The organism is Streptomyces sp. UG1, assembly GCF_049974585.1.
GTDB lineage: Bacteria > Actinomycetota > Actinomycetes > Streptomycetales > Streptomycetaceae > Streptomyces.
In genome coordinates this window covers 1-26,261 of the sequence record NZ_JBNGGG010000075.1, presented here as the reverse complement: position 1 = coordinate 26,261, position 26,261 = coordinate 1, and the positions used below count along the sequence as shown (strand labels likewise).

The window sequence follows — 26,261 nt, the reverse complement described above, 5'->3', positions numbered from 1 at the left end:
GGGGGGGGCGGCCCCGCGGGGGGGGGGGGGGGGGCGGCCGGGGGGGGGGGGGCCGGGGGGGGGGGGGGGGGGGGGGGGGCGCCCCCCCCCCCCCACCGCCGGAATCTCCCTCGGGAACTATCCCTGCTTGATCCTCAGGAACGTCACGGAGTTCGCCGGGAAGGTGTAGGTGAACTTCTCGGCGACCCCGGAGAAGGTCGAGGTCACCGGTGTCACCGGGGTGTCCGTCTCGGTGTTCACGGCGTCCTGGTCGGCGGCCAGGGTGGTGACCCGGGCCCGGGAGGCGACCTTGGCGCCGCCCAGGTCGATCGCGGTGCGGGCCTCGGCGGCCTGGGCGTTGACGACCTTGACGATCAGGTCACCGGTCCTGGCGTCCTCCGTGACGACCTGGCGGAACGGCTCGGCCGGCTTGTCGTCGGTGAAGCTGCCCCACTCCTGGCCGTCCAGGTACAGGGTGACCTGGCGGCCGCGCACCTTGATGTCGATGTCGTAGGCGCGGCCCGTCTCGATCGACCCGGGCTTCGTCAGCAGCGTGCCCTTGCCGCCGTCCACAGCCTGCTCGATCGCGGACTGGGTGTTGTTCCAGCCGCCCAGGTTCCACCAGTAGTAGTTGCCGGTGTCCTTGACGCCGAAGGCGACGAGGAAGCCCTCCTTGCCGGACTTCTTGGTGGCCTTCACATGCAGGTCGTAGTCGTGCCAGGACGGGTCGCCGGCCTGGACCATGGTGTTCTCCGCGGCGGCGTCCGTCTGGACGTACTGGCCGTCCTGGACGCTCCAGGCGCCGGCGCCCGTGTGCGTCCACTTCGAGGCGTCACCGGAGAAGTCGTCGCTCAGCAGGGTCGAGCCGTCGGCGGCGGTGACCTTCACGTCGTCGTACGCGGCGCTGGTCGCCCACGTGGACAGGCCGACGGCGCCGGTGATCGGGCCGCTGACGTTCGGCGTGGTGGTCGCCTTCGAGGGGACGACGCGGTCGCCGACGTTGTTCATGAACAGCTTCTGGACCTCGTAGTTGGCCGAGCCCCAGGACGCGCGGTTGTTGAACCAGATCATGTCCGGCCGCCACTGGACGTAGTCCTCGTTGGCGAGCAGCGGGGCGTACGAGGCGAGCTTGACCACGTCCGCGTTGCGCTCCAGGCCGGTCATGAACGCGGCTTCGGCCAGGCCGTTGCTCCAGGCGTTGCCCCGGGAGGCATACTCGCCGAGGAAGACCTTCGGACCGTGGCGGTCGTAGGAGTCGTAGCGGTCGTTGTTCTGCAGGAACCACTGCGGGTTGTTGTAGTAGTGCTCGTCGACCATGTCGACGCCGGCGTCGCGGTTGAGCTGCCACAGGGTGTCGAAGGTCGATCCCTCGTCGTCCGGGCCGGAGTTGGAGACGACGGTGATGTCCGGGTGCTCGGCCTCGATGGCGGACCGGAACTTCTCGAAGTTGGCGAAGAACTCCCGCGGCAGGTTCTCCTCGTTGCCCACCCCGATGTGGGTGAGGTGGAAGGGCTTGGGGTGGCCCATCTCGGCGCGCACCTTGCCCCACTCGGAGGTCACGGGGCCGTTGGCGAACTCGATCAGGTCCAGGGTGTCCTGGATGTGCCGCTTGAGCAGCGCCTCGTCGTCGACGGCCTTGTTCTGGCCACAGCCGGTCACCAGGGCCGGGACGACGGGCAGCGGCATGGCGCCGATGTCCTCGGAGAAGCGGAAGTACTCGTAGTAGCCGAGGCCGTAACTCTGGTTGTAGCCCCAGAAGTTGGCGTTGGTGGCGCGCTCCTCGACGGGGCCGACGGTGTCCTTCCACTGGTAGGAGCGCTTGCGCTGCCAGCCGGAGGCCTCGCTGTAGTCCTCCATGGAGCCGGTGTTGACCAGGCAGCCGCCGGGGAAGCGCACGAAGCCCGGCTTCAGGGCGGCGATCTTCTCGGCGAGGTCCCTGCGCAGGCCGTTCGGCTGGTTCTTGTACGTGTCGCGCGGGAACAGCGACACCATGTCGAGGGCCGCCGCGTTCGTGGCGGCGACGGCGAGGCGGCCGCGGTTGCTGGTGCGGGTCGCGGTGAACGTGGCGTCGTACTTGGCCCAGCCGCCCTTGACGGCCACCTGGCGGGCGGTCGCCAGTGCGCCGGCGGCGTCCTTGAGGCTGACGGTCAGAGTGGTGCCGCTCGCCGCCCGGGCCCACACCGAGAAGTCGTAGCGCTTGCCCTTCTCGACGCGGATGCCGGTGTTGTAGCCGCCGTTGGTGACGGACGAACCGGCGTCCAGGGAAAGGTAGTTGCGGTTGCGGTCGTTGAGCCTGCCGGAGTCGTCGACGACCTTGGCGGTGCCGCCCACCGTCCAGGCGGTCAGCGGTGTGTAGGAGCCGTTGTCGGCGGTGGAGTACTCGAAGGACCGGTTCTGCACCAGCTCGGCGTACAGTCCGCCGTCCGCGGCCCGGTTGATGTCCTCGAAGAAGACGCCGTACATCGTGTCGTCGATCTTCGCGCCCTGGGCGGCCGGATCGACGGTGATCGAGTAGTCGGTGACGTCCTCGGCGTGGGCGGTGGTGGGGATGAGACTGGCCGCCACCAGGAAGGCGGCGGCTGCTGTGCCGTATCTCCAGCGGGTGCGTGACATGAATACTCCGCGGCTCGGTGTTCGGAATATCTGCGTTCGAAATATCAGACAGCGATCAGTACGTCGAACGGCAAGATAGGGAGGGGATTTGGGAGCGTCAACGGGTCGCGCGGGATCGAAAGTGTCGGAAGAAGTGGATCGGATGGGCGAGTTCTGGCCAGTACCGGACGCGCTGACGTATTTGGCCGGCACCTGGCGGGCCGAACGGTCCGTGCGAGATCTCGCGAGTGGCGAGGAAGGGCGGTTCTCCGGTACGACGGTTTTCAGCCCTCTGGAGAGCGGCGGGCTGCTGCACCAGGAGTCCGGCAGGTTCGTCTGGCAGGGCGTCTCGCGCCCCGCCGAGCGGACGCTGCGGTTCCTGCCGGGGGCCGCACCGGGGACGGTGGAGGTTCGCTTCGCCGACGGCCGCCCGTTCCACGACCTGGACCTGACCTCCGGCCGGCACGTCGCCGACCACCCCTGCTCGGCGGACCTCTACCGGGGCGAGTTCACCGTTCTGGACGAGGACCACTGGCGGACGGTGTGGCGGGTGCGCGGCCCGGCCAAGGACCTGGTGCTCACCACCGACTACGCGCGCGAGGGCTGAGCCGACGCCCCCTCGAAGCGGAGGTTCCAGAGGCCCGCGCGACCGGTGACCGTGGTCGTCGACAGGGGACGTACGTCGAGGTTCCAGTACGTCGACGGCGGCGCCTTCAGCGCGTACACCAGCGCGGCGCGGATCACGGACGGTTCGGCCACGGCGACGATGCGGCCGCCGTCCTCCACCGGCCGGGTGTCGAGCCAGCCGCCGACGCGGGAGATGAACGCGAGCAGCGACTCGCCGCCGTGCGGGGTGCCGCGCGGGTCGGCCAGCCAGGCGTCCACGGCCTCCGGCTCCCGGGCCATCGCCTCGCCGAGGGTCAGCCCACGCCAGCGGCCCATGTCACAGTCGCGCAGGGCGAGTTGGACCAGCGGGGCGTAGCCCAGGGCGTCGCCGGTGGCGCGGCTGCGCGGGGTCGGCGAGCAGTAGCGCAGCTCGGCCGCGGCCAGTGACACCAGGTCGTGCGCGACGCGCTGCACCTCATCCCAGCCAGCCTGGTCCAGCGGCCGGTCGTCCTCGAAGCGCTCCGCGAGCAGCGGGGAGCTGCGCGCGGCTGCGACGAACGTGACCCGAAGCGACATGCGGTGATGGTGTGACGTGAAAGTGGGCAGGTCAAGAGGCGTTGTGCAGGTGTGACCGAGGGTTCACCAAGCCTTACCGCGGGGTCAGGACCAGGCGGACAAGTCGCTGGAAAACGGCTGTTGGACATTCAAGTACAGCCGCCGGGGCTACTGGAAGTAGAGCGCCATCCATTGGTCCGGCTTCTCCAGCGGCGCGAACCCGAGCTTCTCGTAGACCCCGTGCGCGTCGTGGGTGGCGAGCAGTATCCGCTTGATGCCGTACGGCCGCAGCCGCTCGCGTACGGCCCCGACCAGTGCCGTCCCGATCCCCTTGCCGCGCACCGACGGATCGACGTACACATCGCACAGCCACGCGAAGGTCGCCCGGTCGGTGACGACCCGGGCGTAGGCGACCTGATCCCCCGAAACCGTCTCGTACACCCCGAAGTTCAGCGACCCGTCGACCGCCCGGTCCTGCTTCTCCCGGGCCCGCCCGATCGCCCAGTACGCGTCGGTGGACAGCCACCGGTGCACCCGCTCGCGGTCGACGCGGTCGGGGTCGGTGGAGATCTCGTAGCCCTCGGCGAGGGGCGGGGTGTCGGTCATGCGGCGAGACTCGCAGGGCGAGGGCGCGGGCGTCGAGCGGTTTTCGCCGGTGAGCGGGCGCCCAGCCCGCTCAGAGCACCTCGTCGCAGGCCGCCCGCAGCCGCCGTACTCCCTCGGTGATCTCGCCCTCCCCCGCCACCGCCGCGAAGCTCAACCGCAGGTGTCCGGCCGGAGGTTCCGCGCTGAAGTAGGGACGGCCGGGTGTGATCGCGACGCCCGCGCGCAGGGCGGCGGCGACCAGGGCGGACTCGTCGGCGCCGTCGGGCAGGCGCAGCCAGAGGTGGTAGCCGCCGGACGGGATGTGCGGGAGGGCGAGCTCGGGCAGGTCCAGGCGCAGGGCGGAGGTCATGGCGTCGCGGCGGGACTTCAGCACCGCCGCGACGGTGCGCAGATGGCGCGGCCAGGCGGGCGAGCCGACGAGTTCGAGGGCGGCCTCCTGAAGGGGCCGGGGCACGAAGAAGGTGTCGACGACCTGGATGGCGCGCAGCCGCTCCAGCGCCGGACCCCGGGCGGCGAGCGCGCTCACCCGGAAGCTGGGCGAGGTCGCCTTGGTCAGCGAGCAGACGTGGACGACGACACCGTCGGGGTCGTCGGCGGCCAGCGGGCGCGGCAGCGGCCCCGCGTCCTCGTGCACGAGCCGGCGTACGAAGTCATCCTCCACCACGAACGCGCCGGCTTCCCGCACGATGCGCAGCACCTCTTCCCGGCGCCCGGAGCGCAGCACGGCTCCCGTGGGGTTCTGCATCAGGGGCTGGCAGACGAAGACCCGCGCACCGCTCGCCCGGAACGCGTCCGCGAGCAGCTCGGGCTTCACCCCCTGAGCGTCCACCGGCACCGGCACCGGCCGCAGCCCGGCCGCGCGGGCGATCGCCAGCATGCCGGGATAGGTGGGCGATTCGACGAGGACGGGCGCGCCCGGCGGGGCGAGCGCGCGCAGCGCGATGGTCAGCGCGGACTGGCCGCCCGCGGTGATCAGGACCTCGGCGGCGGTGACGGCGCCGCCGATGCCCCGGGCGAACCACTCGCGCAGCTCCGGCAGTCCGTCCGTGGGCGGGCGCCCCCAGGCGCCGGGGCGGCGGCCCGCGCGGGAGAGCGCCGCGGCCATCGCCCGCTCGGGCTGGAGCGAGGGATGCAGATAGCCGCCGCTGAACTCGATCACCCCGGGCGGTGGAGCGGCGAGCGAGACGAGCACCCCGGAGGCGTCGACGGAGCGCGGCACGAGGTCGGCGGCGCCGTCCGCGCTGAGGGCGACCTCCTGCCAGGAGGTGTCACCGACGGGGGCAGTGGCCGTCCGCGGCTGCGCGCGGAACGCCCCGGCGCCGGGGCGGGTGACCACCAGCCCCTCGGCGGCGAGCTGCGCCAGGGCCCGTGAGACGGTCACCGGGCTCACCCGGAACCGTTCGACCAGGGCCCGGCTCGATGGGAGCTTTCCATCGGGCGAGTAGCGGTTGAGTTCGCTTCTCAGCTGTTCCGCCAGATCAGCCACACTGCTACGCTCTTGCATGAGAACACAGAGTAGCGCTATCACCTCCAGCGGGATAGCGGTCAGCAGTCGGCCCGGCAGCTCGATCGGCACCCTGCAGGCCGCCCTCGGCGTCGCGGCCTTCTCCCTCACCTTCCCCGCCACCGCCTGGGGTCTGGAGAGCTTCGGCCCCTGGTCGCTGGTCGCCGTGCGCAGCGTGCTCGCCGCCCTCGTCGCGGGCGGATGTCTGCTCGCGCTGCGGGTTCCGCTGCCCGCCCGCCGCCACTGGGCGGGCCTCGCGGTGGTCGCCGCCGGAGTGGTCCTCGGCTTCCCGCTGCTGACGACGCTCGCGCTGCAGACGTCCACCACGGCGCACGCGGCCGTCGTGGTCGGTCTGCTCCCGCTGACCACCGCCGTGTTCTCCGCGCTGCGGGTCGGCGCCCGCCCCTCGCGCACCTTCTGGAGCGCGGCCCTCGTCGGCGCCGCGACGGTGGCCGTCTTCACCGTGCAGCAGAGCGGCGGCGCCCTGACCAGCGCCGACCTCTATCTGTTCGCGGCGCTGGTCGTGTGCGCCGCCGGTTACACCGAGGGCGGCAGGCTGGCCCGGGTCATGCCGGGCTGGCAGGTGATCGGCTGGGCGCTGGTGCTGTGTCTGCCGATCGGCGTACCGGCCGCCGCGATGGCGCTGTCGTACGAGCCCGTGGACCTGACCTGGCACGGGGTGACGGGACTAGTCTGGGTAGCAGCGGGGTCGCAGTTCCTCGGTCTGGTCGTCTGGTACCGGGGCATGGCGGCGATCGGCATCCCGAAGGCCAGCCAGTTGCAGTTGGCTCAGCCCCTGCTCACACTGGTGTGGTCGGTGCTGCTGCTGGGCGAGCACCTGACAGTGGCCGCCCCGCTGACGGCCGCGGCGGTGCTGGTGTGCATCGCCGTGACCCAGCGGACGCGTGGCTGAGCGGGCCCTGACGACCCACTTCCAACCACCGCTCCACGCCGTAGACTCAAGGCCACGGACCGCTGCTCCCGCACCTGGTGAGGAGGCCCAGACAGATGCGTGCAACCGTGGGCGACCAGCTTGTCCAGCACGGCAGGGTGGTCGGGCAACACGACAAGGTCGGCGAGATCGTCGAAGTCCTGGGCCAGGAGGGCAACCCCCCGTACCGCGTCCGTTTCGAGGACGGGCACGAGGGCCTGTGCTCCCCCGGCCCCGACACCGAGATCCGCCACAAGGACACTCACGCGTCCGGGCGGTGACCCGGAACCCGATCAGCGCGGGGTAATCGCCGGCTGCCCGTAGTGGTCGGCGACCACCCGCGCCATGGCGCCGATCCGGTCCGCCGCCATGTCCCGCGCGGCGAAGAAGACGTGCCCGCACGCCTCCGGCCGCTCCTTGGCCAGCGTGAGGTGCCGGGACAGCTCGGCCTGGTCCCGCCAGGCGGCGGGCTGCGCCGGGTCGCCTGCCTTGTACAGGGCCTCACCGAGGTAGAGGTGCGTCCTGCTGCCCTGCGCCACCTCCGCCCACCACGGCAGCAGCTTGGCGTAGTCGGCCGCGGCGAAGCCGATGTTCCAGTAGAGCTGCGGGCAGATGTAGTCGATCCAGCCCTCGCGGACCCACTTGCGGGTGTCCGCGTACAGGTCGTCGTACGTCTGCACGCCGCCCCTGGTGTCGGAGCCGAGCGGGTCGGTGGCGGCGTTGCGCCACACGCCGAACGGGCTGATGCCGAACTGGGTGGTGGGCCTGATCCGCCGGATGCCGGCCGCCATCTCCTGGATCAGCCGGTCGATGTTGTCCCGCCGCCAGTCGGCCCGGGACGGGAAGTCGGTGCCGTAGGCGTCGTAGGCCGCGTCGTCGTCGAAGCTCTGGCCGGCCACCGGGTAGGGGTAGAAGTAGTCGTCGAAGTGCACCGCGTCGACGGGGTACCGCTCCACCGCGTCGAGCATCGCCTGCTGCACGAAGTCACGGACCTCGGGCAGCCCCGGGTTGTAGTAGAGCTTGTCGCCGTACGCCACCACCCATTCGGGGTGCACCCGGGCGGGGTGGGTCTCGGCCAGCTTGTCGAGGTCGGTGTGGTTGGCGACGCGGTACGGGTTGCACCAGGCGTGCAGCTGAAGGCCGCGGGCGTGCGCCTCCTCGACGGCCGTGCCGAGCGGGTCCCAGCCGGGGTCCTCGCCCTGGGTGCCGGTCAGCACCTGCGACCACGGCTCGTACGGCGAGGGCCACAGGGCGTCGGCGGTGGGCCGCACCTGGAGGATCACCGTGTTCAGATGGCACTTCGCGGCATTGTCCAGGTGGGCGATCAGCTCGGCGTACTGCTCGTCGGCGGTCAGGCCCTGCCGGGACGGCCAGTCCCGGTTGGCGACGGTCGCCACCCATACGCCGCGCATCTCCCGGGTCGACCGCCGCCGGTCGCGGTCCGATCCGCTCGCCGTGGCGGAACCAGCCGCCATCGCGCCGCCTGACGCCACGAGTGCCGACAGGGCGGTGGCCGTGAACGCCCGCCGTGACAGCCGTGACTTCCGGTGAAGCATCTTCTTCGTACCTCCGTGTGCCGTGGTCAAGGGCCCCACCCCGGGACAGATCCGAGCGTTCCGGACCGGTCCGGCGTCAGCTTTTCATGCGGCACCCGAACGATCGATCAAGCTTCGCCGAAGGTAACGTGCAGGTTTGGAGCAGGCGCCGAACCACGGCGGTCCTGCCGCAGTCGTGGATCAGCGAAGGGGACGATGTGACCGGCATCTCCGGAGATATTGCACGCGTCGGTGTGGTGGGCTGCGGCCAGATGGGAGCGGGCATCGCCGAGGTGTGCGCCCGCGCCGGGCTGGACGTGAAGGTCGCCGAGACCACCGGCGAGGCCCTGGAGATCGGCCGCACCCGGCTGTACAACTCCCTGGCCAAGGCCGCCGAGCGCGGCAAGATCAGCGAGGAGGAGCGGGACGAGACGCAGGCGCGGCTGTCCTTCACCACCGACCTCGGCGAGTTCTCCGACCGCGATCTGGTGATCGAGGCGGTCGTCGAGAACGAGCAGGTCAAAACCGAGATCTTCCAGGTCCTCGACCAGGTCGTGACCCGCCCCGACGCGATCCTCGCCTCCAACACCTCCTCGATCCCGCTGGTGCGGCTGGCGGTCGCCACCTCGCGCCCCGACCAGGTCATCGGCATCCACTTCTTCAACCCGGCCCCGGTGCAGAAGCTGGTCGAGCTGATCCCCGCGCTCACCACCTCCGAGGGCACCATCGCCCGCGCCGAGTCCTTCGCCGAGAAGCTGCTGGGCAAGCACGCCATCCGCGCCCAGGACCGGTCCGGCTTCGTGGTGAACGCCCTGCTGATCCCGTACCTGCTCTCCGCGATCCGGATGTTCGAGTCGGGCATCGCCAGCCGCGAGGACATCGACAACGGCATGGAGCTGGGCTGCGCCCACCCGATGGGCCCGCTGAAGCTGTCCGACCTGATCGGCCTGGACACCGTCGCCTCGGTGGCGCAGAGCATGTACGACGAGTTCAAGGAGCCGCTGTACGCCGCTCCCCCGCTGCTGCAGCGCATGGTCGACGCCGGCCGGCTGGGCCGTAAGACCGGCTCCGGCTTCTACACGTACTGATCACTCCTGTCCGGCTGATTACAGACGGTCAGATTCCGGCCAAGCACACGGGCCCGGCACCGCGAAGGTGCCGGGCCCGCGTCATTCACACACCGTGTGCACTCCGGGCTCGCATATGCCCCTCGCACACTCTCCCCATGCGCCCACCAGGCGAGTTCACTTTCCCTGCGCATGCCAGGGATTCGAGACGACTACGGAAAGGAGCGGCAACGTGACCGCCGATCCCGAGCATCCCGTCGTGAATGGAGAACTCGCAGAGTTACGACGCCGCCTCGACGTCGCCTACGCCCGCGTGGAGGGCGGGCTGGCTCTGCTCACGCACCGCACCGAGGAGACCGCCAAGGAACTCGACGAGCTGAACACCCGGATCAACACACTGGAACACGCGCGCTGGCCGCTGCCCGCGGTCGCCGCCCTCACCGCCGTGGGTGCGCTCGTCGTGGCGATCTGGCAGGCAGTGGGCCACTAGCCGAAGGGACGTCGCATCAGGGCAAGACGTCCTGCCCGAGCCTGAGGTGGTGCAGCATCAGTAAGGCGGCCGCCATGTTCGCGGCCGGGACCTCCCCACGGGCGACCATGTCGGGGACGAGCTTGAGCGGAACCCACTCCCGGCGGTCCGACTCGAAGTCGTCCACGGGGTGACCGATGTACTCGCCCTCGTCGGACCAGTAGATGTGGTGCCGGGCGTCGGTGAGCCCGTTGGAGGGCTCCACGCTCATGAGGTGGTGCAGGGGTCCCGGCCGCCAGCCGGTCTCCTCCTCGAGCTCCCTGGCGGCCGCGCGGGCTATGTCCTCGCCGTCCTCGACGACGCCCGCCGCGAGCTCCCACCCCCAGCTGTCGGTGATGAAGCGGTGGCGCCACAGGAGGAGGACCTCGTTGGCCTCGTTGACCACTGTGGCCACGGCGACCGGCCGCAGCCGGATCAGGAAGTGGTCCAGATGCCGGCCGTCGGGCAGCTCCACGTCTGCCAGGTTGACGGTGAACCAGCGGTTTTCATACACAGTTTGTTCGTTCTGTTTCGTCCACTGCACGGTTCTGCCACCTTCCGTCGAGTAAGTGGCAATATCGCAGCAGTGACTATGCGGTGTCGGTGTTCGAGTACCCGCCCGCACCGGCCTACAGCGGTACGCGCAGTGCCCCGTCGATGAGTTCGGCGGCCTCGGCGGTGCCCGCGCTGCCGCTGCGCACCAGGTGCTCGCGCACCGCCCGCAGTCTGTCGCGCAGGCGCTGGGACTCCATTCCCCGCGCCTGCTCGGCCATCTGCACCGCGGTGGCCACCGCCTTGTCGGCGTTGCCCCGGCGCAGCTCGATGGTGCTGAGCATGCCCAGCCGGTGCACCCGGCCCCGGTCGTGCGCGGGATTGTCGACGGCGGCCGCGGCGTGCTCCCCCGCGGCCGCCAGCTCCCCGAGACTCAGCAGCGCCTCCGCCACCTGGACGTTGACGAGCCCGGGCTGGACATAGCCGGTCTCGTCGGGTTCGTACCCGCGGTGGATACGTTCGGCGGCCTGCTCGGCACGCCGGATGCAGGACAGCGCGCTGGTGCCGTCACCCAAATGCGCATACGCCTTCGCCTGCATCGCGTACAGATCGGAGGCGAGCGCCGGGGTGATGTGCTTGCCGGCGGCCCGCAGCGCGGCCTCCGCGAAGGCGACGGCCTGCCGGAACTCCCGCATGAACAGCGCCTGATTGACGAGCAGCGCGATCACATACGCGCCAAGGCCCCGGTCCCCACTGGCCTTCGCCAGCCGCAGCGCCTGATGGAAGTACCGCTGGGCGAGCCCGTGCGCGTCGGAGTCGTACGCGCAGATGCCGGCCACGGCCACCAACCCGCCCGTGGCACGGTGCAGTTGGCGCCCGGTGGCGTCGGTGTAGCTGCCGCGCAGCAGGGGCGCGGCCTCGGCGTTCAGGAACCCCACGATCCGGGTGCGGGTCGCTATGCCGCCCGCCTTGCGATACATCTGCTCGTAGTGGGTGCGGGCGGCGCGCAGCATCTCGAGGTCGGCCGGGGTCACCCGGTGCCGCCCGCCGCGTGAGACATCGACGTCCTCGGGCGGGTTCTCCCACTCCCACACCGGCATCACGGCCGGCGTGCCGGTGACCGCGGGTGCGCCCAGGATGTGCGGGCGTTGCTGCTCGTCGGAGCGCCACAGGGCGGTGGCCCGCTCGACGAAGCCGGACAGCGAGGTGGTGTGTGAGGAGGACGGTTCGCCGGGTACGCCGAGACCGATGTCGTCGAGCGTGACGGTACGGTGCAGCCGGGCGGCGAGCACCTCGCAGATCAGGTCGGGCACCTGACCGCGCGGCCGCTGCCCCTTCAACCACCGTGCGACGGCGGTGTGTTCGTAGCGCAGGGCGAGCCCGCGCGCCCGCCCCGCCTGGTTCACGTGGGCCGCCAGCCCCGCGTGCGAGATCCCGGCCTCGTCCAGGATCGCGTCGAGCAGTGTGTTGGGCTGCATGGGTGCCCCCCGGGTGGCTCGGTGCCGTCAGAGTAGTGCGAACCGCTTCACACGGGGTGTGAACGGAGTGCCCGAATCCGTAGCGTGCGCGCGCTGTTGCGGAGAGTTTCCGGCCGGTTGACTGAAATACCTCGCAAGAGGCCGGCCGGGCCGCCGGCTCCCCCTCGTACAGTGCGGCGGCCCGGCACCGCGGTCATCGCCGTTGCGTCAAAGGTGGTTGGTCGGCTGCGGGTTGTGTGTGGTTGCTCGCGCAGTTCCCCGCGCCCCTAGGGGGTTGTGCTGACCCCTGGTGTGATCGTTCCGTAGGACCAGTAGCGCTATGTCGTCTGCCGGTTGTCCTCTTGTGTGACGCAGGAGGGCGGCAAAGAGCGTGCGCAGGATCATGTGTGGAGTGATCGGATCGCGCCGTACGGCATCGGCGAGCGCCGCCTGCAGAGCGAAGAACCGGCCCCTCGCGTCCCTCGCGTCCTCGACGCCGTCCGTGTACAGGACCAGGGAGTCGCCGGGGAGCAGGGTGCCGCAGGGCAGTGGGGTCAGGTCGGGTGGGAGGGGGAACGGGCCGAGCGGTGGGAGGGGGTCGGTGCGGGCGAGGGGTTCCACGGTCGTGCCGGTCAGCAGGTACGGCCAGGGGTGACCGCAGTTGAGGGCGGTGATCTCGCCGTCCCGGCCGATCTCCAGGAGCAGTACGGTAACGAACTCCTCGGCGGCCGGGTCGTCGCACGACCGCTCGCGCAGGTGCCGGGCCAGGGCCCGGTCCAGTCTGCGCAGCACCCGACCCAGGTCGGGTTCGTCGTGGACGGCCTCCCGGAAGCTGCCGAGGACGGCGGCGACGGTGCCGATGGCGGCGATGCCGTGGCCGCGTACGTCGCCCATCACCGCCCGTACGCCGTGCTCGGTGGCGATGACCTCGTACAGGTCACCGCCGATGCAGGCGCCGCGGTCCGCGGAGAGCTGGGCGGCGGCGACGTCCAGCCCGTCGATGCGCGGCGGCAGCGGCCGCAGCAGCACGCTCTGGGCGGCACCGGCGACCTCGCGGACCTGTCGAAGCTCCCGCACGAGGGCCTGGCGGACGTGCAGGACCAGGCCGGTTCCCACGGCGAAGAAGACAGCGCTCGTGACGACCCGGGCACCGAGGCTGTCCTGCTGGGCCAGCGGGCAGACCAGCTTGTATGTGATCGCCATCGCGCCCCAGGCGGTGGGCAGCCCCATCGCGAGCAGCTTGCGGGGAACCCGAGCCTTGATGCGGAACATGCCGATGGCCCCCCAATAGGCCCTGACAACGCAGAATCGGACCGGCCTCGAAAGGCCGGTCCGATTCTGTCGAGCACATGGTCCGGAAGGACCAGATCACCGCGGGATATCACCCGGATGAGTGAGGTGACCGGATTGGGCTGTCACGGCAGCCCTCGCGGCGTTCACCCCCTCAGCACCGCGCCCGTACGCTCACCCGCGAGGGCGATCGCAGCGTCCCTGGCCGCCGACGCCTCGTCGACGGTCAGCGTCCGGTCCCCGGCGCGGAAGCGCAGCGCGTACGCCAGCGACTTCTTCCCGTCACCGAGCTGCTCGTCGTTGACGTACACGTCGAACAGCCGGATGCCCTCGAGGAGTTCACCCGCGCCCGCCCGCAACGCGGCCTCGACCTCGGCGGCCGGCACCGGCTTGTCCACCACGAGGGCGACGTCCTGCGTGGCCACGGGGAACGCGGAGATGCTCGGCGCCTGCGGCGTACCGTCGCCGACCTGCTCCAGCGCGTCCAGGTTCAGCTCCATCGCACAGGTGCGCGCGGGCAGGCCCAGCGCCTTCAGCACCCGCGGGTGCAGCTCACCGGCATGGCCGATGATCTGTTCGGCGCCGTCCACGGTGATCGCCAGCGCGGCGCAGCGGCCCGGGTGCCACGGCCCGTACTGACCGCTGCGCACGGTCAGCTCGGCCCCGGCCTCACGGGCCACGACCCGCGCCGCCTCGATCGCGTCGGCCCAGTCAGCGGCCCGGCCCTTGCCCCACCAGCCGGCCTGTTCACGCGCGCCGGCGAGGACGACGGCCACGTGCCGCGGCTGCTCGGGGAGCACGGCGTTCAGGGCCGCGATCTCCTCGTCGGTCGGGCGGCGGTCGACCGGCAGGTGCCCGGCGACGCTCCGCTCCTCGCGCGGCCGGAAGACCAGGCCCGTCTCGAACAGGGCCAGATCGTGCGAACCGCGCCCGTCGTTGCGCCGCAGGGCGCCGAGCAGCCCCGGCAGCAGCGACGTACGCAGTGCGGGCTCCTCGTCGTTGAGCGGGTTGACCAGCTTGACGACTCGGCGGGCCGGGTCGTCGGCGGCCAGGCCGAGCTGGTCGAAGACCTGCTCGCTGACGAACGGGTAGTTCGGCGCCTCGACGAAACCGGCCCCGGCCAGCGCGCGGCCGACCCGGCGGTGCAGCCGCTGCCGGTGGGTCAGGCCACGGCCCGACGGGAGCTTCGGCAGCGTCGAGGGCAGCTCCTCGTAGCCCTCCAGGCGGATGACCTCTTCGGCCAAGTCGTTCGGCTCGAGGAGGTCGGGCCGCCAGGACGGCACGGTGACGATCAGCTCGTCCTGCCCGTACACGTCGCAGCCGATCTCCTGGAGTCGCCGTACGACGGTCTCGCGGCCGTACCGGACGCCCGCGACCTTGTCCGGGTGGTCGGCCGGGGCGGTGATGGTGTGCGGTGCCGACGGCGTGACGACCTCGGTGACGCCGCCTTCGGCCGTACCGCCGGCCAGCAGCACCAGCAGGTCCACCGTCCGCTGGGCGGCCGCCGCGGCGGCGGCCGGGTCGACCCCGCGCTCGAAGCGGCGGGACGCCTCGGAGGACAGCTTGTGGCGGCGGGCCGTACGGGCGATGGAGACCTGGTCGAAGTGGGCGGCCTCGATGACGACCTCGGTGGACGCGTTCTCCACGTCGTCGTGGTCGGCGATCTCGGTGTTGGCGCCGCCCATGACGCCCGCGAGGCCGATCGGGCCACGCTCGTCCGTGATGACCAGGTCCTCGGCGTGCAGCTTGCGCTCCACGCCGTCGAGGGTGACGAGCTTCTCGCCCTCCTTTGCCCGGCGCACGCCGATGGTGCCCTGGACCAGGTTGCGGTCGTAGGCGTGCAGCGGCTGGCCGAGCTCCATCATCACGTAGTTGGTGATGTCGACGGCGAGCGAGATCGGGCGCATGCCGACCTTCTGCAGCCGGCGCTGCAGCCAGATCGGGGAACGGGCGTCGGGGCTGAGGCCGGTCACCGTGCGGGCGGTGAAGCGGTCGCAGCCGATCGGGTCCGAGACCTGCACCGGGTAGCCGAAGGCGTTCGGTCCGGGCACGTCCAGGAGCGCCGGGTCGCGCAGCGGGAGGCCGTAGGCGATGGCGGTCTCGCGGGCGACGCCGCGGATGGACAGGCAGTCGCCGCGGTTGGCGGTGACGGCGATGTCCAGGACCTCGTCGACCAGCTCGAGCAGCTCGATGGCGTCCTTGCCGACCTCGGTCTCCGGCGGCAGCACGATGATGCCGTGGGTGCCGTCGTCGCCCATGCCCAGCTCGTTGCTGGAGCAGATCATGCCGTGCGAGACACGGCCGTAGGTCTTGCGGGCGGCGATCGCGAAGCCGCCGGGCAGCACGGCGCCCGGGAGGACCACGACGACCTTGTCGCCGACCTGGAAGTTACGGGCGCCGCAGATGAGTTCCTGGGGCTCGCCGGTGCCGTTGGCGGTGCCGACGTCGACGGTGCAGAAGCGGATCGGCTTCTTGAACTCCGTCAGCTCCTCGATGGTCAGCACCTGGCCGACCACCAGCGGGCCCTTGAGGTCGGCGCCCAGGTGCTCGACGGTCTCGACCTCGAGACCGGCCGAGACCAGCTTCTCCTGGACGTCGCGGCCGGTTTCCGTCGCCGGCAGGTCGACGTACTCCCGCAGCCAAGAAAGCGGGACCCGCATCAGATCTCCATCCCGAACGGCCGGGTGAACCGGACGTCACCCTCGACCATGTCTCGCATGTCTTCGACGTTGTGGCGGAACATCAGCATCCGCTCGATGCCGAACCCGAAGGCGAAACCGCTGTACTTCTCCGGGTCGACGCCGCAGGCGATGAGCACCCGCGGGTTGACCATGCCGCAGCCGCCGAGCTCGATCCAGCCTTCGGAGGAGCAGGTACGGCAGGGCCGGTCGGGGTTGCCGACGGACTCGCCGCGGCAGACGTAGCACACCATGTCCATCTCGGCGGACGGCTCGGTGAACGGGAAGAAGTTCGGCCGCAGCCGGGTCTTCATGCCCTCGCCGAACAGGGACTGGACCATGTGGTCCAGGGTGCCCTTGAGGTCGGCCATGGTCAGGCCCTCGTCGACGGCGAGCAGCTCGACCTGGTGGAAGACCGGGGTGTGCGTGGCGTCCAGCTCGTCGGTGCGGTAGACGCGGCCGGGGCAGATCACGTAGACCGGCAGCTCGCGGTCGAGCAGGGAGCGGATCTGGACCGGAGAGGTGTGCGTACGCAGCACGACTCCCGACTCGCTGCCGCCGTCCGGGCCCTGCACGAAGAAGGTGTCGGCCTCGCCGCGCGCGGGGTGGTCCGGGCCGATGTTGAGGGCGTCGAAGTTGAACCACTCGGCCTCGACCTGCGGGCCCTCGGCGACCTCGTAGCCCATGGCCACGAAGACGTCCTCGATGCGCTCCGACAGCGTGGTGAGCGGGTGGCGGGCGCCGGACGGAACGCGGTCGTACGGCAGCGTGACGTCCACGGCCTCCTCGACCAGCACCCGCTGGTCGCGCTCGGCCTCCAGTTCGGCCTGGCGGGCGGCGAGGGCCTTGTTGACGGCGCCGCGGGCCTGGCCGACGCGCTTGCCGGCCTCGGCCTTGGCGTGCGGGGGCAGAGCGCCGATCTCGCGGTTGGCCAGCGCCAGCGGGGAGGTGCCGCCGGTGTGGGCGACCTTGGCCTCCTGGAGCGCGTCGAGGGAGTCCGCGGCGGCGAAGGCGGCGAGCGCCTCGTCCCGCATGCGCTCGATCTCTTCCGGTTTCAGTGCCTCGACCTCGACAGGGTCGTACGACTTATTGGGTGCCGACATCTCTTCCCGTGCTTCCGATTGGCTGGCGGATGGTCCCCGTACCGACTCGTGGACAGTGCGTCAGCGTTTTTGGGACACAGCGTCCTGGTTTTTGGGACACAAAGGTGCCAAAGGCCGAGTCTAACGGGGTTGAGGTACGCGAATGCGCCCGTGGTGTCTCAGGCCATGAAGGCCGGTGCCGCCACGGGCAACGTAAATCGGAACTGCGCGCCGCCGCCGGGGGCGCGGCCGACCTCGATGGCACCGCCGTGGGCCTCGACGATGCCCTTGACGATGTAGAGCCCGAGGCCCGTGCCGCCGCGCTTGCTGCCCCGCCAGAAGCGGGTGAAGACGCGGTTCATGGACTCCTCCGGGATGCCGGGCCCCTCGTCGCTCACCGTGACCGACGTGCCGGTGTCCTCGCCTTCGCGGGGGGACGCCGTGGCCGTGATGTCAATGGTGACCGTTCCGTCGCCGTGCCGCACCGCATTTTCGATGAGGTTGCTGAGCACCTGGTCGATCTTGTCGGGATCGGCCCACAGGACGGGCAGCGGCTGCTCGAGGCGCAGCAGGAACCGGTCGGCGGGCTGCCCTGCGGCGACGTAGGCCTGAATGTGCCGCCCGACGGCCGCGCCGATGTCGACGGGCTGGCGGCGCACCTCCAGGCGCCCGCTGTCGATCCGCGAGATGTCGAGCAGCTCGGCGATGAGCCGGGTGACGCGGTCGGCGTCGGCGTCGACGGTCTCCAGCATCAGGCGCTTCTGGTCGTCGGTGAAGCGTTCCCACTTGGCCAGCAGGGTGGCGGTGAAGCCCTTGACGGAGGTGAGCGGGGAGCGCAGCTCGTGGGCCACGGTCGCGATCAGCTCGGCGTGGCTGCGCTCGGTGCGGCGGCGGGCCTCGGTGTCGCGCAGGGAGACGACGACGCGGTGCACGGGCCCGGTCGGCCGGGTGCGGACGTAGCGTGCGCAGACGAGCACCTCGCGGCCGCCGGGGAGGAGGAGGTTGCGCTCGGGCTGCCGGCGCCTGATGGCCAGTCCGCCGTAGGGATCGGTGAGCTGCCACCAGCGCCGTCCGTCCAGGTCCTCTAACGGCAGGGCCTTCTCCAGCCGCTGCCCGAGGGCGTCGGCGGCGCGGACGGCGGTGATGCGCTCGGCGGCGGTGTTGAAGCGGATGACGTGCCCGTGCTCGTCGGCGACGACGAGGCCGTCGGGCAGGTCGTCGGGATCGAATCCGCACTCGGCACGGTCACCGGGCCGGGACGCGGACGGCCGCAGCACCTGATGTGCTCCCGGTGCGCCGCTCGTGCCGACACTCATCCCCGTACCCCACCTCTCACTACGGCTGAGGGGCCCCCGAGCTGGTCACCCTACTAGGCCTCGGTGACGCTGCGGCACCCTGCGGAGGCGCGCTGTGCACGGGCCGACGCGTAGAGACATACGGCGGCGGCGGTGGCGAGGTTCAGGCTCTCGGCCTTCCCGTGGATCGGGACGCGCACGACGGCGTCGGCCAGCGCGCGGGTCTCCTCCGGGAGCCCCCACGCCTCGTTGCCGAACACCCAGGCGGTCGGCCCGCCCATGGTGCCCTTGTCCAGCTCGTCGTCGAGATCGTCGGTCCCGGCGCCGTCGGCGGCGACGATCCGCACCCCGGCGTCCCTGAGCCCCGCCACGGCCCGCTCGACGGGGACGCCGACGGCCACGGGGAGATGGAACAGCGAGCCGACGGAGGCCCGTACGGCCTTGGGGTTGTACAGGTCCACCGACGCGTCGGTGAGCACGACGGCCTCGGCCCCGGCGGCGTCGGCGCACCGCAGTACGGTCCCGGCGTTCCCGGGGTCGCGCACATGCGCGAGGACGGCGACGAGCTTGGGCCGGGCGGCGAGGATCTCCTCGAAGGGGGTGTCGATGAACCGGCAGACCCCGACGAGCCCCTGCGGCGTGACGGTGGTCGAGATGTCGGCGATCACCTGCTCGTCGGCGAGGTGCACGCGCGCGCCCGCGTCCCGGGCCTCCCCGACGATGTCGGGGTACCGCTCCGCGGCCTCGACGGTCGTGAACAGCTCGACGAGCGTCGACCCGTACCCGGCCGCCTCCCGCACGGCCTGCGGCCCCTCCGCGAGGAACAGCCGCTCCTTGCCCCGGAAGTTCCGCTTGGCGAGCCGCCGGGCGGCGGTGACGCGGGGGGAACGGGGGGAGATCAGCTCGGGAGTAACAGAGGGCATGCGGTTCACCTCACCATTTCCGCACTATTTTCCGCCGCAACGGCGATCAACCACGACGGCGGGTCCCGGCGGCGCCGAAGCCACCCGCGCCACTACATGCAACGGACCCGCGGGCAAAAGCCCACGGGTCCATCCAGTCACGTCGGCGTCGGCTCAAGCCGAGCGCAGCGTCACGCAGCCTTCGGGGCGTTGACGTCCGACGGCAGCGCCTTCTGCGCCACCTCGACCAGCGCCGCGAACGCGTTGGCGTCGTTGACGGCCAGCTCGGCCAGGATCTTGCGGTCGACCTCGACGTTGGCGGCCTTCAGACCCTGGATGAAGCGGTTGTACGTGATGCCGTTGGCGCGGGCAGCAGCGTTGATGCGCTGGATCCAGAGCTGACGGAAGTCGCCCTTGCGCTTCTTGCGGTCGTTGTAGTTGTAGACCAGCGAGTGGGTGACCTGCTCCTTGGCCTTGCGGTACAGGCGCGAGCGCTGACCGCGGTAGCCGGAAGCCTGCTCGAGGATCGCCCGGCGCTTCTTGTGGGCGTTGACTGCCCGCTTGACGCGTGCCACTTGTTAACTCCTTGTAGCGGGGCCGCGGTTGGACTCACACGGCCCGGTATCGATTGGGTCCCGGTCCAGACGTACGGCGCTCACTGGGGGCGCCGCTCATGTCACTTGCCGAGAAGCTTCTTGATCTTCTTGGCGTCGCCCGGGGCCATCTCGGCGTTGCCGGTGAGGCGACGCGTCAGACGGGACGACTTGTGCTCGAGCAGGTGGCGCTTGCCGGCGCGCTCACGGAGCACCTTGCCGGAGCCGGTGACCTTGAAGCGCTTGCTGGCACCGCTGTGCGACTTGTTCTTCGGCATAGCGCCGTTCTCTCCTCGTGGGTGGCGCTCCGATGCCCGGTCGTGAAACCGGGCACGGTGGAGCGTCGCTCTTGTATCGGTTACGTCCTGGGGACTCACGTCCCCCGGGATCACGCCTCGGCGGAAGCCTCGGCAGGGGCCGCGGCGCTCTCGGCGTCCGCGGCGTTCTGCGAGCGGCCGGGGTTGGCCTTCGCGGACGCCTTGCGGGCCTCCTGCGCCTGGCGGGCCTCGGCCATCGCCTCGGTCTTCTTCTTGTGCGGACCGAGAACCATGATCATGTTCCGGCCGTCCTGCTTCGGGTTCGACTCGACGAATCCGAGGTCCTGGACGTCCTCCGCGAGACGCTGCAGCAGTCGGTAGCCCAGTTCGGGCCGGGACTGCTCGCGACCACGGAACATGATCGTGATCTTGACCTTGTCGCCCTGCTTGAGGAACCGGACGACGTGACCCTTCTTGGTGTCATAGTCGTGCGGGTCGATCTTCGGCCGGAGCTTCATCTCCTTGATGACCGTGTGCGCCTGGTTCTTGCGCGCCTCACGGGCCTTCATGGCCGACTCGTACTTGAACTTCCCGTAGTCCATGAGCTTGCACACGGGCGGACGGGCGTTCGCCGCTACCTCGACGAGATCGAGGTCGTACTCCTGGGCAAGCTCCAGTGCCTTGGCCAGCGGGACAATGCCCACCTGCTCGCCACTGGGACCGACAAGTCGCACCTCGGGAACGCGAATCCGGTCGTTGATGCGGGGCTCGGCGCTGATGGATCCTCCTCGGTTAGCACCACGCGACGGTCTGGCGGACAGCCGCGTACGTCTGTGTTCGATAGACCTAACCGCGCCGAAGCAGAAAAAATGCCCCGGACGATCACAGGCGGGGCTCCAAACGCTTCCGGAGCACCGCCGCGATGATCGCGGGGCGCGCTTTCGGGCGACTCCATCGTCCGTACGGAACGATGGTGGCCGCCTGACCGGGTGACCCGCCGTCCCGAGGGACGGCCAGGTGGGAGATCGGAGCCTCCACTTGTGGGCTGAGCACATACATGTCCAGCCGGTCGTCACACAAGGTTAGCAGCAAGCCGGGGGCGGCGCTAACCGGCGGGCGCCGGGGCCTATCGTGTGGGGCATGAGTGACACCCCTCCTGAGTCTGCTGATTCCCCCGACTTCGACGCCATGACCCGCGACATCGCCGAGGTCCCGGCGGTCGAGGTGATCGTGACGGTCGCCGTCAACCTGATGAGCGCCGCCGCCGTGAAGCTCGGTCTGACCGAGGAGGGCGACAAGCACAAGGACCTGGACGAGGCCCGCAAGCTGGTGCACGCCCTCGCCGGGCTGCTGGACGCGAGCACGACCGAGATCAGCTCCTTCCACGCGGCACCGCTGCGCGACGGCCTGAAGTCGCTCCAGCTCGCCTTCCGCGAGGCGTCGATCGTCCCGGACGAGCCGGGCCAGGGGCCGGGCGAGAAGTACACCGGCCCGGTCTACGGCTAGGGGTGTTGTGAAAGTCCCGTGCGGTGCCCACGCCCGCCGCGGCAGCGGCTGGTGTCACAGCCGGTGCGGCGAGGGTGCGTGCCGGGCGCCGCGGGTGCAGTGCGGGACTTTCAAAACACCCCCAGGTCACCCGCGTACGTACAAGGGCTCGCCCGGTGGCGTCGTCCCGGTCGGCAGGAGTGCCAGGTCGAGGCCGCGTACCAGGCGGGCCCTGAGTGTGGCGTCGGCGGCGAGCCGGTCGGCGACGGCGCGGGCGGTCTCGGCGGGGGCGGCGGACTCCGCCAGTACGAGGGCGAGGATGCCGTCGGCCTGGCCGGGCCCCACATGCGCACGCAGCACGGCGGGCTCGGCGGCCACCGCGGCCCGTACCGCCTCCCGCACGGCCGGGTCGGCCAGCGGATCGGTCGTCGTACGCCCCTCGGCGAGCGCGAGCAGGGCGCGGCCCGTCAGCTCGTACGGCACCGGACCTGCCATGTCCAGCACGACCGTGTCCGCCCTCTCGTGCGCCGCGGCCTGCAGGGCCTGGAGCAGGGGTACGGCGACGGGGCGGGCCGCCGGGTCCCAGCGGGCCAGGGAGTCGGTGGAGGTGAAGGCGGGCAGGGCGGTGCGATCGCCGGCCTTCAGGGTGGGGACGGCCATGTCGCTGGTCTTCTCGCGGCGCAGCCCGTTCTCGTCCTCCTCGACCTCGCCGAGCACGGCCACGACGGGGACGAGCAGCCGGGCGCCCTTGAGGGCCTGAAGGACCGGGCCCTCGGCGGTGCGGTCCTCGGCCCAGGCCGCGAGCGCGGCGCTCAGCCGGGGGTCGGCGGAGCCGTCGTCGTCGGAGAAGGGGGAGTCGGGAATGTTCTTGTTCGCCACGGTCCCCGACCCTATCGGGGGGATGCTGCTGGGCTTGTGCGGCCCCGGAAACCCGGCCGTGACACCCACCCCGGGATCCCCGATTTCTCTGACACACATCTAACGTCCGTCTAACGGCACGCACAGGCGGCGCCCCGACGATCGCGGGCATGGAGTCCTCCGGAGCCCGCCGCCGTCGTCGACTGCCGCAGTACGCCGCGCTCGCCTTCGTCGTCATCGTCGGCGGTGCGGCCACGGGGACCGTCTACGTGCAGGCTCAGGCGCACCCGGGTGGGAGCGCCGTATCGTCGGCGGCGACGCCGTCGGCCTCGGCGTCGGTTTCGGTCCGCGCGGGTGGGGAGGCTTCAGTGGAACCGGTGGCAGAGCCGACGGTGGACCGCGACGCGCTGCTGGCCGCGGCCGTGGAGTCGGTGGCCGTCGAGGACGGCGCCAGGATGTCGGTGGCGGCGCTGGACCTGGAGTCCGGTGCGAGCGCCGCCTACGGGGACGGCGGCTTCGACACCGCGAGCATCGTCAAGGTCGACATCCTGGCCGCGCTGCTGCTCCAGGCTCAGGACGCGGGGCGCGGGCTGACCGCGGTGGAGAAGTCGTACGCCGCAGCGATGATCGGCAGCAGCGACAACACCACCGCGTCGGCCCTGTGGGAGGCGATCGGGAAGGCGGACGGGCTCGACACGGCGAACGAACGCCTCGGGCTCACGGACACCCAGGGCGGCGATGGCATGTACTGGGGGCTGACACAGACCACTGCGGCAGATCAACTCACCTTGCTCGGGCAGGTGTTCGGGGACGGCTCGGCGCTGAGTGACCGCTCGCGCGCGTATCTCGCGGGGTTGATGGAGCAGATCGCGGTCGGCCAGCGGTGGGGGGTGTCCGCCGCGGCCGACGGCTCCGCGTGGGCGTTGAAGAACGGCTGGCTGCCGCGCACCGCCACCGGGCTGTGGGACATCAACAGCATCGGGCGGGTGACGGTGGACGGCCACGACTGTCTGGTGGCCGTGCTCTCCGACGGCAACTCCACGAAGGCGAAGGGCGTCTCGCTGGTCGAGGCGGCGGCGCGGGCGGCGGTGTCGGTGATCACCCGGGAGGCCGTGTCGGATTCTCCGGCGGCCGGGGCACCCGCCACCTCGTAGCGGACCGGGCGGCTAGAAGCCGAAGCGGCCGCGGCGGCCCCGCCAGATCACGACCGCCGCCACCAGCAGCAGGCCGCCGGCGCTGCCCGCGAGCCAGGCGGTCCAGCTCGTCGCGTCGTCCTCGGAGGCGGCGGCGTCGGGGCCCGGGCCGAAGTACTCCTCGCCGTACGCCGCCGCCTTCAGGTCCGTCGGCTCCATGCCGGAGGCCTTCTTGATGGCGGCGGCCGGGTCGATGAAGCCGTAGCCGCGGGAGTCGTCGCGGCCGTTGGCGGGGGCGTTGCGGGCCGTGTCCTCCAGCAGTTTCTTGATCTGGGCCGGGGTCAGGCCGGGGTGGGCGGCCTTGACCAAGGCCACCGCGCCGGAGACGAAGGCGGCCGCGGCGCTGGTGCCCCAGCCCTCGTAGTACTTGCGGTCGGGGTCCGCGATGACGACGTTGACGCCGGGGGCGCTGACCGTGGCGTACCAGCGGCGGGTGGAGAAGGAGGCGCGGGTGCCGTAGCGGTCGACGGCGGTCGCGGCGATGACGCCCGGGTAGGCGGCCGGGTAGGAGATGTGGTCGCCCTTCTCGCCTCCGTTGCCCGCGGAGGCGACGACGACGGCGCCCTTCTTCAGGGCGTACTGGACGGCCTCGTCCTCGCCGGCCTCGGGGTGGGCGGACTTGGAGTCGTCGCCGAGGGAGAGGTTGATGACGTCGGCGCCGTGGTCGGCGGCCCAGCGGATGCCTTCGGCGAGGGCGTTGCCGCGGGTGCTGCGGGCCCTGGCGCGGGCCGGGTCGCCGTCCTCCAGGATGACGCGGACCGGGAGGATCTTGGCCTCGGGGGCGATGCCCATGACGCCGTCGCCGTTGTTCGCGCCGTGCCCGTGACCGGCGATGATGCCGGCCATGGCGGTGCCGTGCCGGGCCCAGGCGCGGTCGCCGCGCTCGGCGCCGAAGCCGACCATGTCCTTGCCTTGGAGGACGTTGCCGACGAGGTCGGGGTGGTCGGCCTCGACTCCGGTGTCCAGGACGGCGACGGTGACGCCCTTGCCCTTGGTGGTCTGCCAGGCCTGCTGGGTGTTCATGGCCCCCAGGGCCCACTGCTGGGCGCGGATGGAGTCGGCGTGCGCGGCGGTGGGCGGCAGGAGGGCGAGGCAGGCGCCGAGGAGGACGGCGAGGGGGCCGGTGCGGCGGGTCATGAGGCGCTTCACGCCTCTGGTCACGGAGCGGGGCGTGGGGTTGTTCACGGCTGTGCTCGGCGCTTGGTGCGCACCGCTGCTCCTGCCGGTGCTCGTACCGGTGTTCATGACGACTGCTCCGGGTACGGGCCGACGTTCTTGCGCAGGGCGCGTTCGACGCGGTCGGCGAGGCCCTGTGCCTCGTGGCCGAGGCCTGCCTGGGCCACGGCCGTGGTGGCGCCGGACTCCATGGCCTCCTTGGCGGGCTGCGGGTCGTCGACCGTGCGGTCGTCGGCCCAGCCGGAGACGGAGTAGACCACGACGGGGGCGTCGGTGAGCACGGACAGGGTCCAGGAGGCGCGCTGCTCGTCGCCGAATCCGGCGGCCAGGGTGCCCTTGGCGGCGTAGGGGCGCGGCATGAGGTCCGTGCGGCGGTCGAGGCGCTCCTTGGCGAACCGGGAGTCGAGCGAGCGCATCGCGGCGGCGTCGGCCTTGGTGAAGAGCAGGCCGACGGTGGTGACGTAGCTCTGGGTGGCGTCGGTGTAGGTGGCGCGCAGCAGGCGCTCACAGCCGACCGGGGCGAGGGCCTTGCGCAGGAGCGGGTCGAAGGCGTCCGCGCAGCCGGTGTCCGGCGCGACGGCGATCCGCGTCCAGACGCGGTCGGCGCCGCCGGGTCCGGCGCCCTTGCCGATCACGGTGGGCGGGAACAGTCCGTCGACGGGGACGCTGTGCCACAGGGTGCCGGCCGTGGCGAAGGTGTCCTGCGCGCCGCCGTCACCGGGCTCGCCGATCAGCCAACTCCCGGTCAGGGCCCCGCCGATGAGCCCGATGCCGAGCACGACACAGGCGGCGGCCACGGCGATCCGGGGCCGGATCCGCACTCCGAGGGGTCGCGGCCTCGCCTGCTCGTCATACCCCTCCGGCTCCCCGAACGACACAAAGGGCCGCCCGGAATCCGGCGGCGCCATCGGGGCACTCCAGGAGAGGGACGGGTCGGGCGAGAACGCGGCGGTGGATGCGGGCCCGGCGGCGCCGGAATGCGGCACGCCCCGGGAGGATCCGACGGTCACCGACGGCCCGTAGGCGTCTCCGGCCGGGGGTGCCGATGCCGTGTACCCGTCCCCGGCCGGGGGCGCCGATGCCGTGTACCCGTCCCCGGCCGGGGGCGCCGATGCCGTGTACCCGTCTCCCGCCGGAGGTGCCGATGCCGTGTACCCGTCCCCGGCCGTGGGCAACGAGGCCCCGTACCCTTCTCCCGCCGAGGGCGGCGCCTGCGCGGGGCGCATCGGGGGAAGGGGTGCGGAACGGACTCGGTGAGGGGGGTCGGTGGGGGTGGCGGGGGCGGTGCTCGGGCGGGGAGGCGTGCCGACGGGACCCGGGCCGGCGGTGGTGCCTGGCTGGGTGGGCGCGCCGACAGAACCCTGCGCGCGGGGGGCGTTGCCCGGCCGCGGAGGCGTGTCCGCAGAGCCCTGCCTGGCAGCGGCGCCCGGCTGGGGAGGTCTACCGACGGAGCCCTGCGCGGGGGCGGTGCCCGGCCGCGGAGGTGTACCGACAGCACCCTGCGCGGGGGCGGTGCCCGGGCGAGGAGGCATGCCAACGGGACCCGGGCCGGAGGCGCCGCCCGGCCGCCGAGGCGTGCCGACAGCACCACCCTGCCCAGGGGCGGTACCCGAGCGAGGA

Annotated in this window: 25 protein-coding genes; 7 read left to right on the top strand and 18 right to left on the bottom strand. The window is 71.5% G+C overall.

The window, feature by feature from the left end:
* Nucleotides 1–117: 117 nt before the first annotated feature.
* Nucleotides 118–2,592 carry an alpha-L-arabinofuranosidase C-terminal domain-containing protein gene (locus ACP4J3_RS48245; protein ID WP_426544197.1) on the bottom strand — a complete coding sequence of 825 codons (2,475 nt, stop codon included), beginning with the start codon at nucleotides 2,590–2,592 and terminating at the stop codon, nucleotides 118–120.
* A 142-nt stretch (nucleotides 2,593–2,734) separates the two neighbouring features.
* On the opposite strand from ACP4J3_RS48245, the gene ACP4J3_RS48240 reads away from it, so the two are divergent.
* Nucleotides 2,735–3,178, top strand: coding sequence for a DUF6314 family protein (locus ACP4J3_RS48240; RefSeq protein WP_426544195.1), 444 nt, complete (start codon nucleotides 2,735–2,737; stop codon nucleotides 3,176–3,178).
* Here the strand turns inward: ACP4J3_RS48240 and ACP4J3_RS48235 are convergent.
* The 3 genes from ACP4J3_RS48235 to ACP4J3_RS48225 all read right to left on the bottom strand — a co-directional run bounded on the left by ACP4J3_RS48235 (nucleotide 3,160) and on the right by ACP4J3_RS48225 (nucleotide 5,842).
* On the bottom strand, nucleotides 3,160–3,753 hold the full coding sequence (locus ACP4J3_RS48235; protein WP_426544193.1) for a histidine phosphatase family protein: 594 nt from the start codon (nucleotides 3,751–3,753) through the stop codon (nucleotides 3,160–3,162). The genes ACP4J3_RS48240 and ACP4J3_RS48235 overlap by 19 nt on opposite strands.
* 147 nt (nucleotides 3,754–3,900) lie before the next feature.
* Nucleotides 3,901–4,338: a GNAT family N-acetyltransferase gene (locus ACP4J3_RS48230; RefSeq protein ID WP_426544191.1), complete on the bottom strand. Its 438-nt coding sequence runs from the start codon at nucleotides 4,336–4,338 to the stop codon at nucleotides 3,901–3,903.
* Nucleotides 4,339–4,408: 70 nt separating this feature from the next.
* Nucleotides 4,409–5,842 carry a PLP-dependent aminotransferase family protein gene (locus tag ACP4J3_RS48225; RefSeq protein WP_426544189.1) on the bottom strand — a complete coding sequence of 478 codons (1,434 nt, stop codon included), beginning with the start codon at nucleotides 5,840–5,842 and terminating at the stop codon, nucleotides 4,409–4,411.
* On the opposite strand from ACP4J3_RS48225, the gene ACP4J3_RS48220 reads away from it, so the two are divergent.
* Together ACP4J3_RS48220 and ACP4J3_RS48215 are read left to right on the top strand one after the other, a co-directional pair.
* Nucleotides 5,841–6,755 carry a DMT family transporter gene (locus tag ACP4J3_RS48220; RefSeq protein ID WP_426544187.1) on the top strand — a complete coding sequence of 305 codons (915 nt, stop codon included), beginning with the start codon at nucleotides 5,841–5,843 and terminating at the stop codon, nucleotides 6,753–6,755. The two genes, ACP4J3_RS48225 and ACP4J3_RS48220, sit on opposite strands and share 2 nt — an antisense overlap.
* A gap of 95 nt (nucleotides 6,756–6,850) precedes the next feature.
* On the top strand, nucleotides 6,851–7,054 hold the full coding sequence (locus ACP4J3_RS48215; RefSeq protein WP_194048125.1) for a DUF1918 domain-containing protein: 204 nt from the start codon (nucleotides 6,851–6,853) through the stop codon (nucleotides 7,052–7,054).
* Between the two features lie 12 nt (nucleotides 7,055–7,066).
* Here ACP4J3_RS48215 and ACP4J3_RS48210 read toward each other — a convergent pair whose 3' ends face one another.
* A complete protein-coding gene (locus tag ACP4J3_RS48210; RefSeq protein WP_426544184.1) occupies nucleotides 7,067–8,329 on the bottom strand; it encodes a glycoside hydrolase family 10 protein in 1,263 nt (420 codons plus the stop codon).
* A gap of 197 nt (nucleotides 8,330–8,526) precedes the next feature.
* On the opposite strand from ACP4J3_RS48210, the gene ACP4J3_RS48205 reads away from it, so the two are divergent.
* Together ACP4J3_RS48205 and ACP4J3_RS48200 are read left to right on the top strand one after the other, a co-directional pair.
* The gene (locus ACP4J3_RS48205) at nucleotides 8,527–9,396 is read left to right on the top strand and encodes a 3-hydroxybutyryl-CoA dehydrogenase (protein ID WP_426544182.1); all 870 of its coding nucleotides are present in this window, start codon (nucleotides 8,527–8,529) and stop codon (nucleotides 9,394–9,396) included.
* 211 nt (nucleotides 9,397–9,607) lie between these two features.
* A complete protein-coding gene (locus tag ACP4J3_RS48200) occupies nucleotides 9,608–9,865 on the top strand; it encodes a hypothetical protein (protein ID WP_194048123.1) in 258 nt (85 codons plus the stop codon).
* 16 nt (nucleotides 9,866–9,881) lie between these two features.
* Here ACP4J3_RS48200 and ACP4J3_RS48195 read toward each other — a convergent pair whose 3' ends face one another.
* The 10 genes from ACP4J3_RS48195 to infC form a co-directional block, all read right to left on the bottom strand.
* On the bottom strand, nucleotides 9,882–10,427 hold the full coding sequence (locus ACP4J3_RS48195; protein WP_383418602.1) for an NUDIX hydrolase: 546 nt from the start codon (nucleotides 10,425–10,427) through the stop codon (nucleotides 9,882–9,884).
* An 85-nt stretch (nucleotides 10,428–10,512) separates the two neighbouring features.
* Complete coding sequence (locus ACP4J3_RS48190; protein WP_426544179.1) at nucleotides 10,513–11,853, bottom strand: transcriptional regulator; 1,341 nt, start codon at nucleotides 11,851–11,853, stop codon at nucleotides 10,513–10,515.
* 207 nt (nucleotides 11,854–12,060) lie between these two features.
* Nucleotides 12,061–13,104 carry a PP2C family protein-serine/threonine phosphatase gene (locus tag ACP4J3_RS48185; protein WP_426544177.1) on the bottom strand — a complete coding sequence of 348 codons (1,044 nt, stop codon included), beginning with the start codon at nucleotides 13,102–13,104 and terminating at the stop codon, nucleotides 12,061–12,063.
* A 164-nt stretch (nucleotides 13,105–13,268) separates the two neighbouring features.
* Nucleotides 13,269–15,782, bottom strand: a complete 2,514-nt coding sequence (gene pheT / locus ACP4J3_RS48180) for a phenylalanine--tRNA ligase subunit beta (protein WP_426544175.1) — start codon at nucleotides 15,780–15,782, stop codon at nucleotides 13,269–13,271.
* Entirely contained in the window at nucleotides 15,782–16,903 is a 1,122-nt protein-coding gene (pheS, locus tag ACP4J3_RS48175) for a phenylalanine--tRNA ligase subunit alpha (RefSeq protein ID WP_426544173.1), read from the bottom strand. Before pheS ends, pheT begins: the two co-directional genes overlap by 1 nt.
* Before the next feature lie 158 nt (nucleotides 16,904–17,061).
* Nucleotides 17,062–18,198, bottom strand: coding sequence for an ATP-binding protein (locus ACP4J3_RS48170; protein ID WP_426544171.1), 1,137 nt, complete (start codon nucleotides 18,196–18,198; stop codon nucleotides 17,062–17,064).
* Between the two features lie 53 nt (nucleotides 18,199–18,251).
* On the bottom strand, nucleotides 18,252–19,100 hold the full coding sequence (locus ACP4J3_RS48165; RefSeq protein ID WP_426544169.1) for a TrmH family RNA methyltransferase: 849 nt from the start codon (nucleotides 19,098–19,100) through the stop codon (nucleotides 18,252–18,254).
* 170 nt (nucleotides 19,101–19,270) lie between these two features.
* Nucleotides 19,271–19,654: a 50S ribosomal protein L20 gene (gene rplT / locus ACP4J3_RS48160; protein ID WP_006141703.1), complete on the bottom strand. Its 384-nt coding sequence runs from the start codon at nucleotides 19,652–19,654 to the stop codon at nucleotides 19,271–19,273.
* 101 nt (nucleotides 19,655–19,755) lie between these two features.
* A complete protein-coding gene (gene rpmI, locus ACP4J3_RS48155) occupies nucleotides 19,756–19,950 on the bottom strand; it encodes a 50S ribosomal protein L35 (RefSeq protein ID WP_007829094.1) in 195 nt (64 codons plus the stop codon).
* A gap of 110 nt (nucleotides 19,951–20,060) precedes the next feature.
* A complete protein-coding gene (gene infC / locus ACP4J3_RS48150; RefSeq protein ID WP_426544199.1) occupies nucleotides 20,061–20,708 on the bottom strand; it encodes a translation initiation factor IF-3 in 648 nt (215 codons plus the stop codon).
* A 361-nt stretch (nucleotides 20,709–21,069) separates the two neighbouring features.
* On the opposite strand from infC, the gene ACP4J3_RS48145 reads away from it, so the two are divergent.
* Complete coding sequence (locus ACP4J3_RS48145) at nucleotides 21,070–21,435, top strand: DUF1844 domain-containing protein (RefSeq protein ID WP_426544165.1); 366 nt, start codon at nucleotides 21,070–21,072, stop codon at nucleotides 21,433–21,435.
* A 126-nt stretch (nucleotides 21,436–21,561) separates the two neighbouring features.
* Here ACP4J3_RS48145 and ACP4J3_RS48140 read toward each other — a convergent pair whose 3' ends face one another.
* Nucleotides 21,562–22,293 (bottom strand): SseB family protein, encoded by a 732-nt coding sequence (locus tag ACP4J3_RS48140; RefSeq protein WP_426544163.1) that lies wholly within the window; start codon nucleotides 22,291–22,293, stop codon nucleotides 21,562–21,564.
* Nucleotides 22,294–22,442: 149 nt separating this feature from the next.
* Here ACP4J3_RS48140 and ACP4J3_RS48135 point away from each other — a divergent pair, with 149 nt between their 5' ends.
* Nucleotides 22,443–23,426: a serine hydrolase gene (locus ACP4J3_RS48135; RefSeq protein ID WP_426544162.1), complete on the top strand. Its 984-nt coding sequence runs from the start codon at nucleotides 22,443–22,445 to the stop codon at nucleotides 23,424–23,426.
* Nucleotides 23,427–23,438: 12 nt separating this feature from the next.
* Here ACP4J3_RS48135 and mycP read toward each other — a convergent pair whose 3' ends face one another.
* Nucleotides 23,439–24,602: a type VII secretion-associated serine protease mycosin gene (mycP, locus tag ACP4J3_RS48130; RefSeq protein WP_426544160.1), complete on the bottom strand. Its 1,164-nt coding sequence runs from the start codon at nucleotides 24,600–24,602 to the stop codon at nucleotides 23,439–23,441.
* Nucleotides 24,603–24,706: 104 nt separating this feature from the next.
* Nucleotides 24,707–25,651 carry a hypothetical protein gene (locus ACP4J3_RS48125; RefSeq protein WP_426544157.1) on the bottom strand — a complete coding sequence of 315 codons (945 nt, stop codon included), beginning with the start codon at nucleotides 25,649–25,651 and terminating at the stop codon, nucleotides 24,707–24,709.
* Nucleotides 25,652–26,261: the final 610 nt, after the last annotated feature.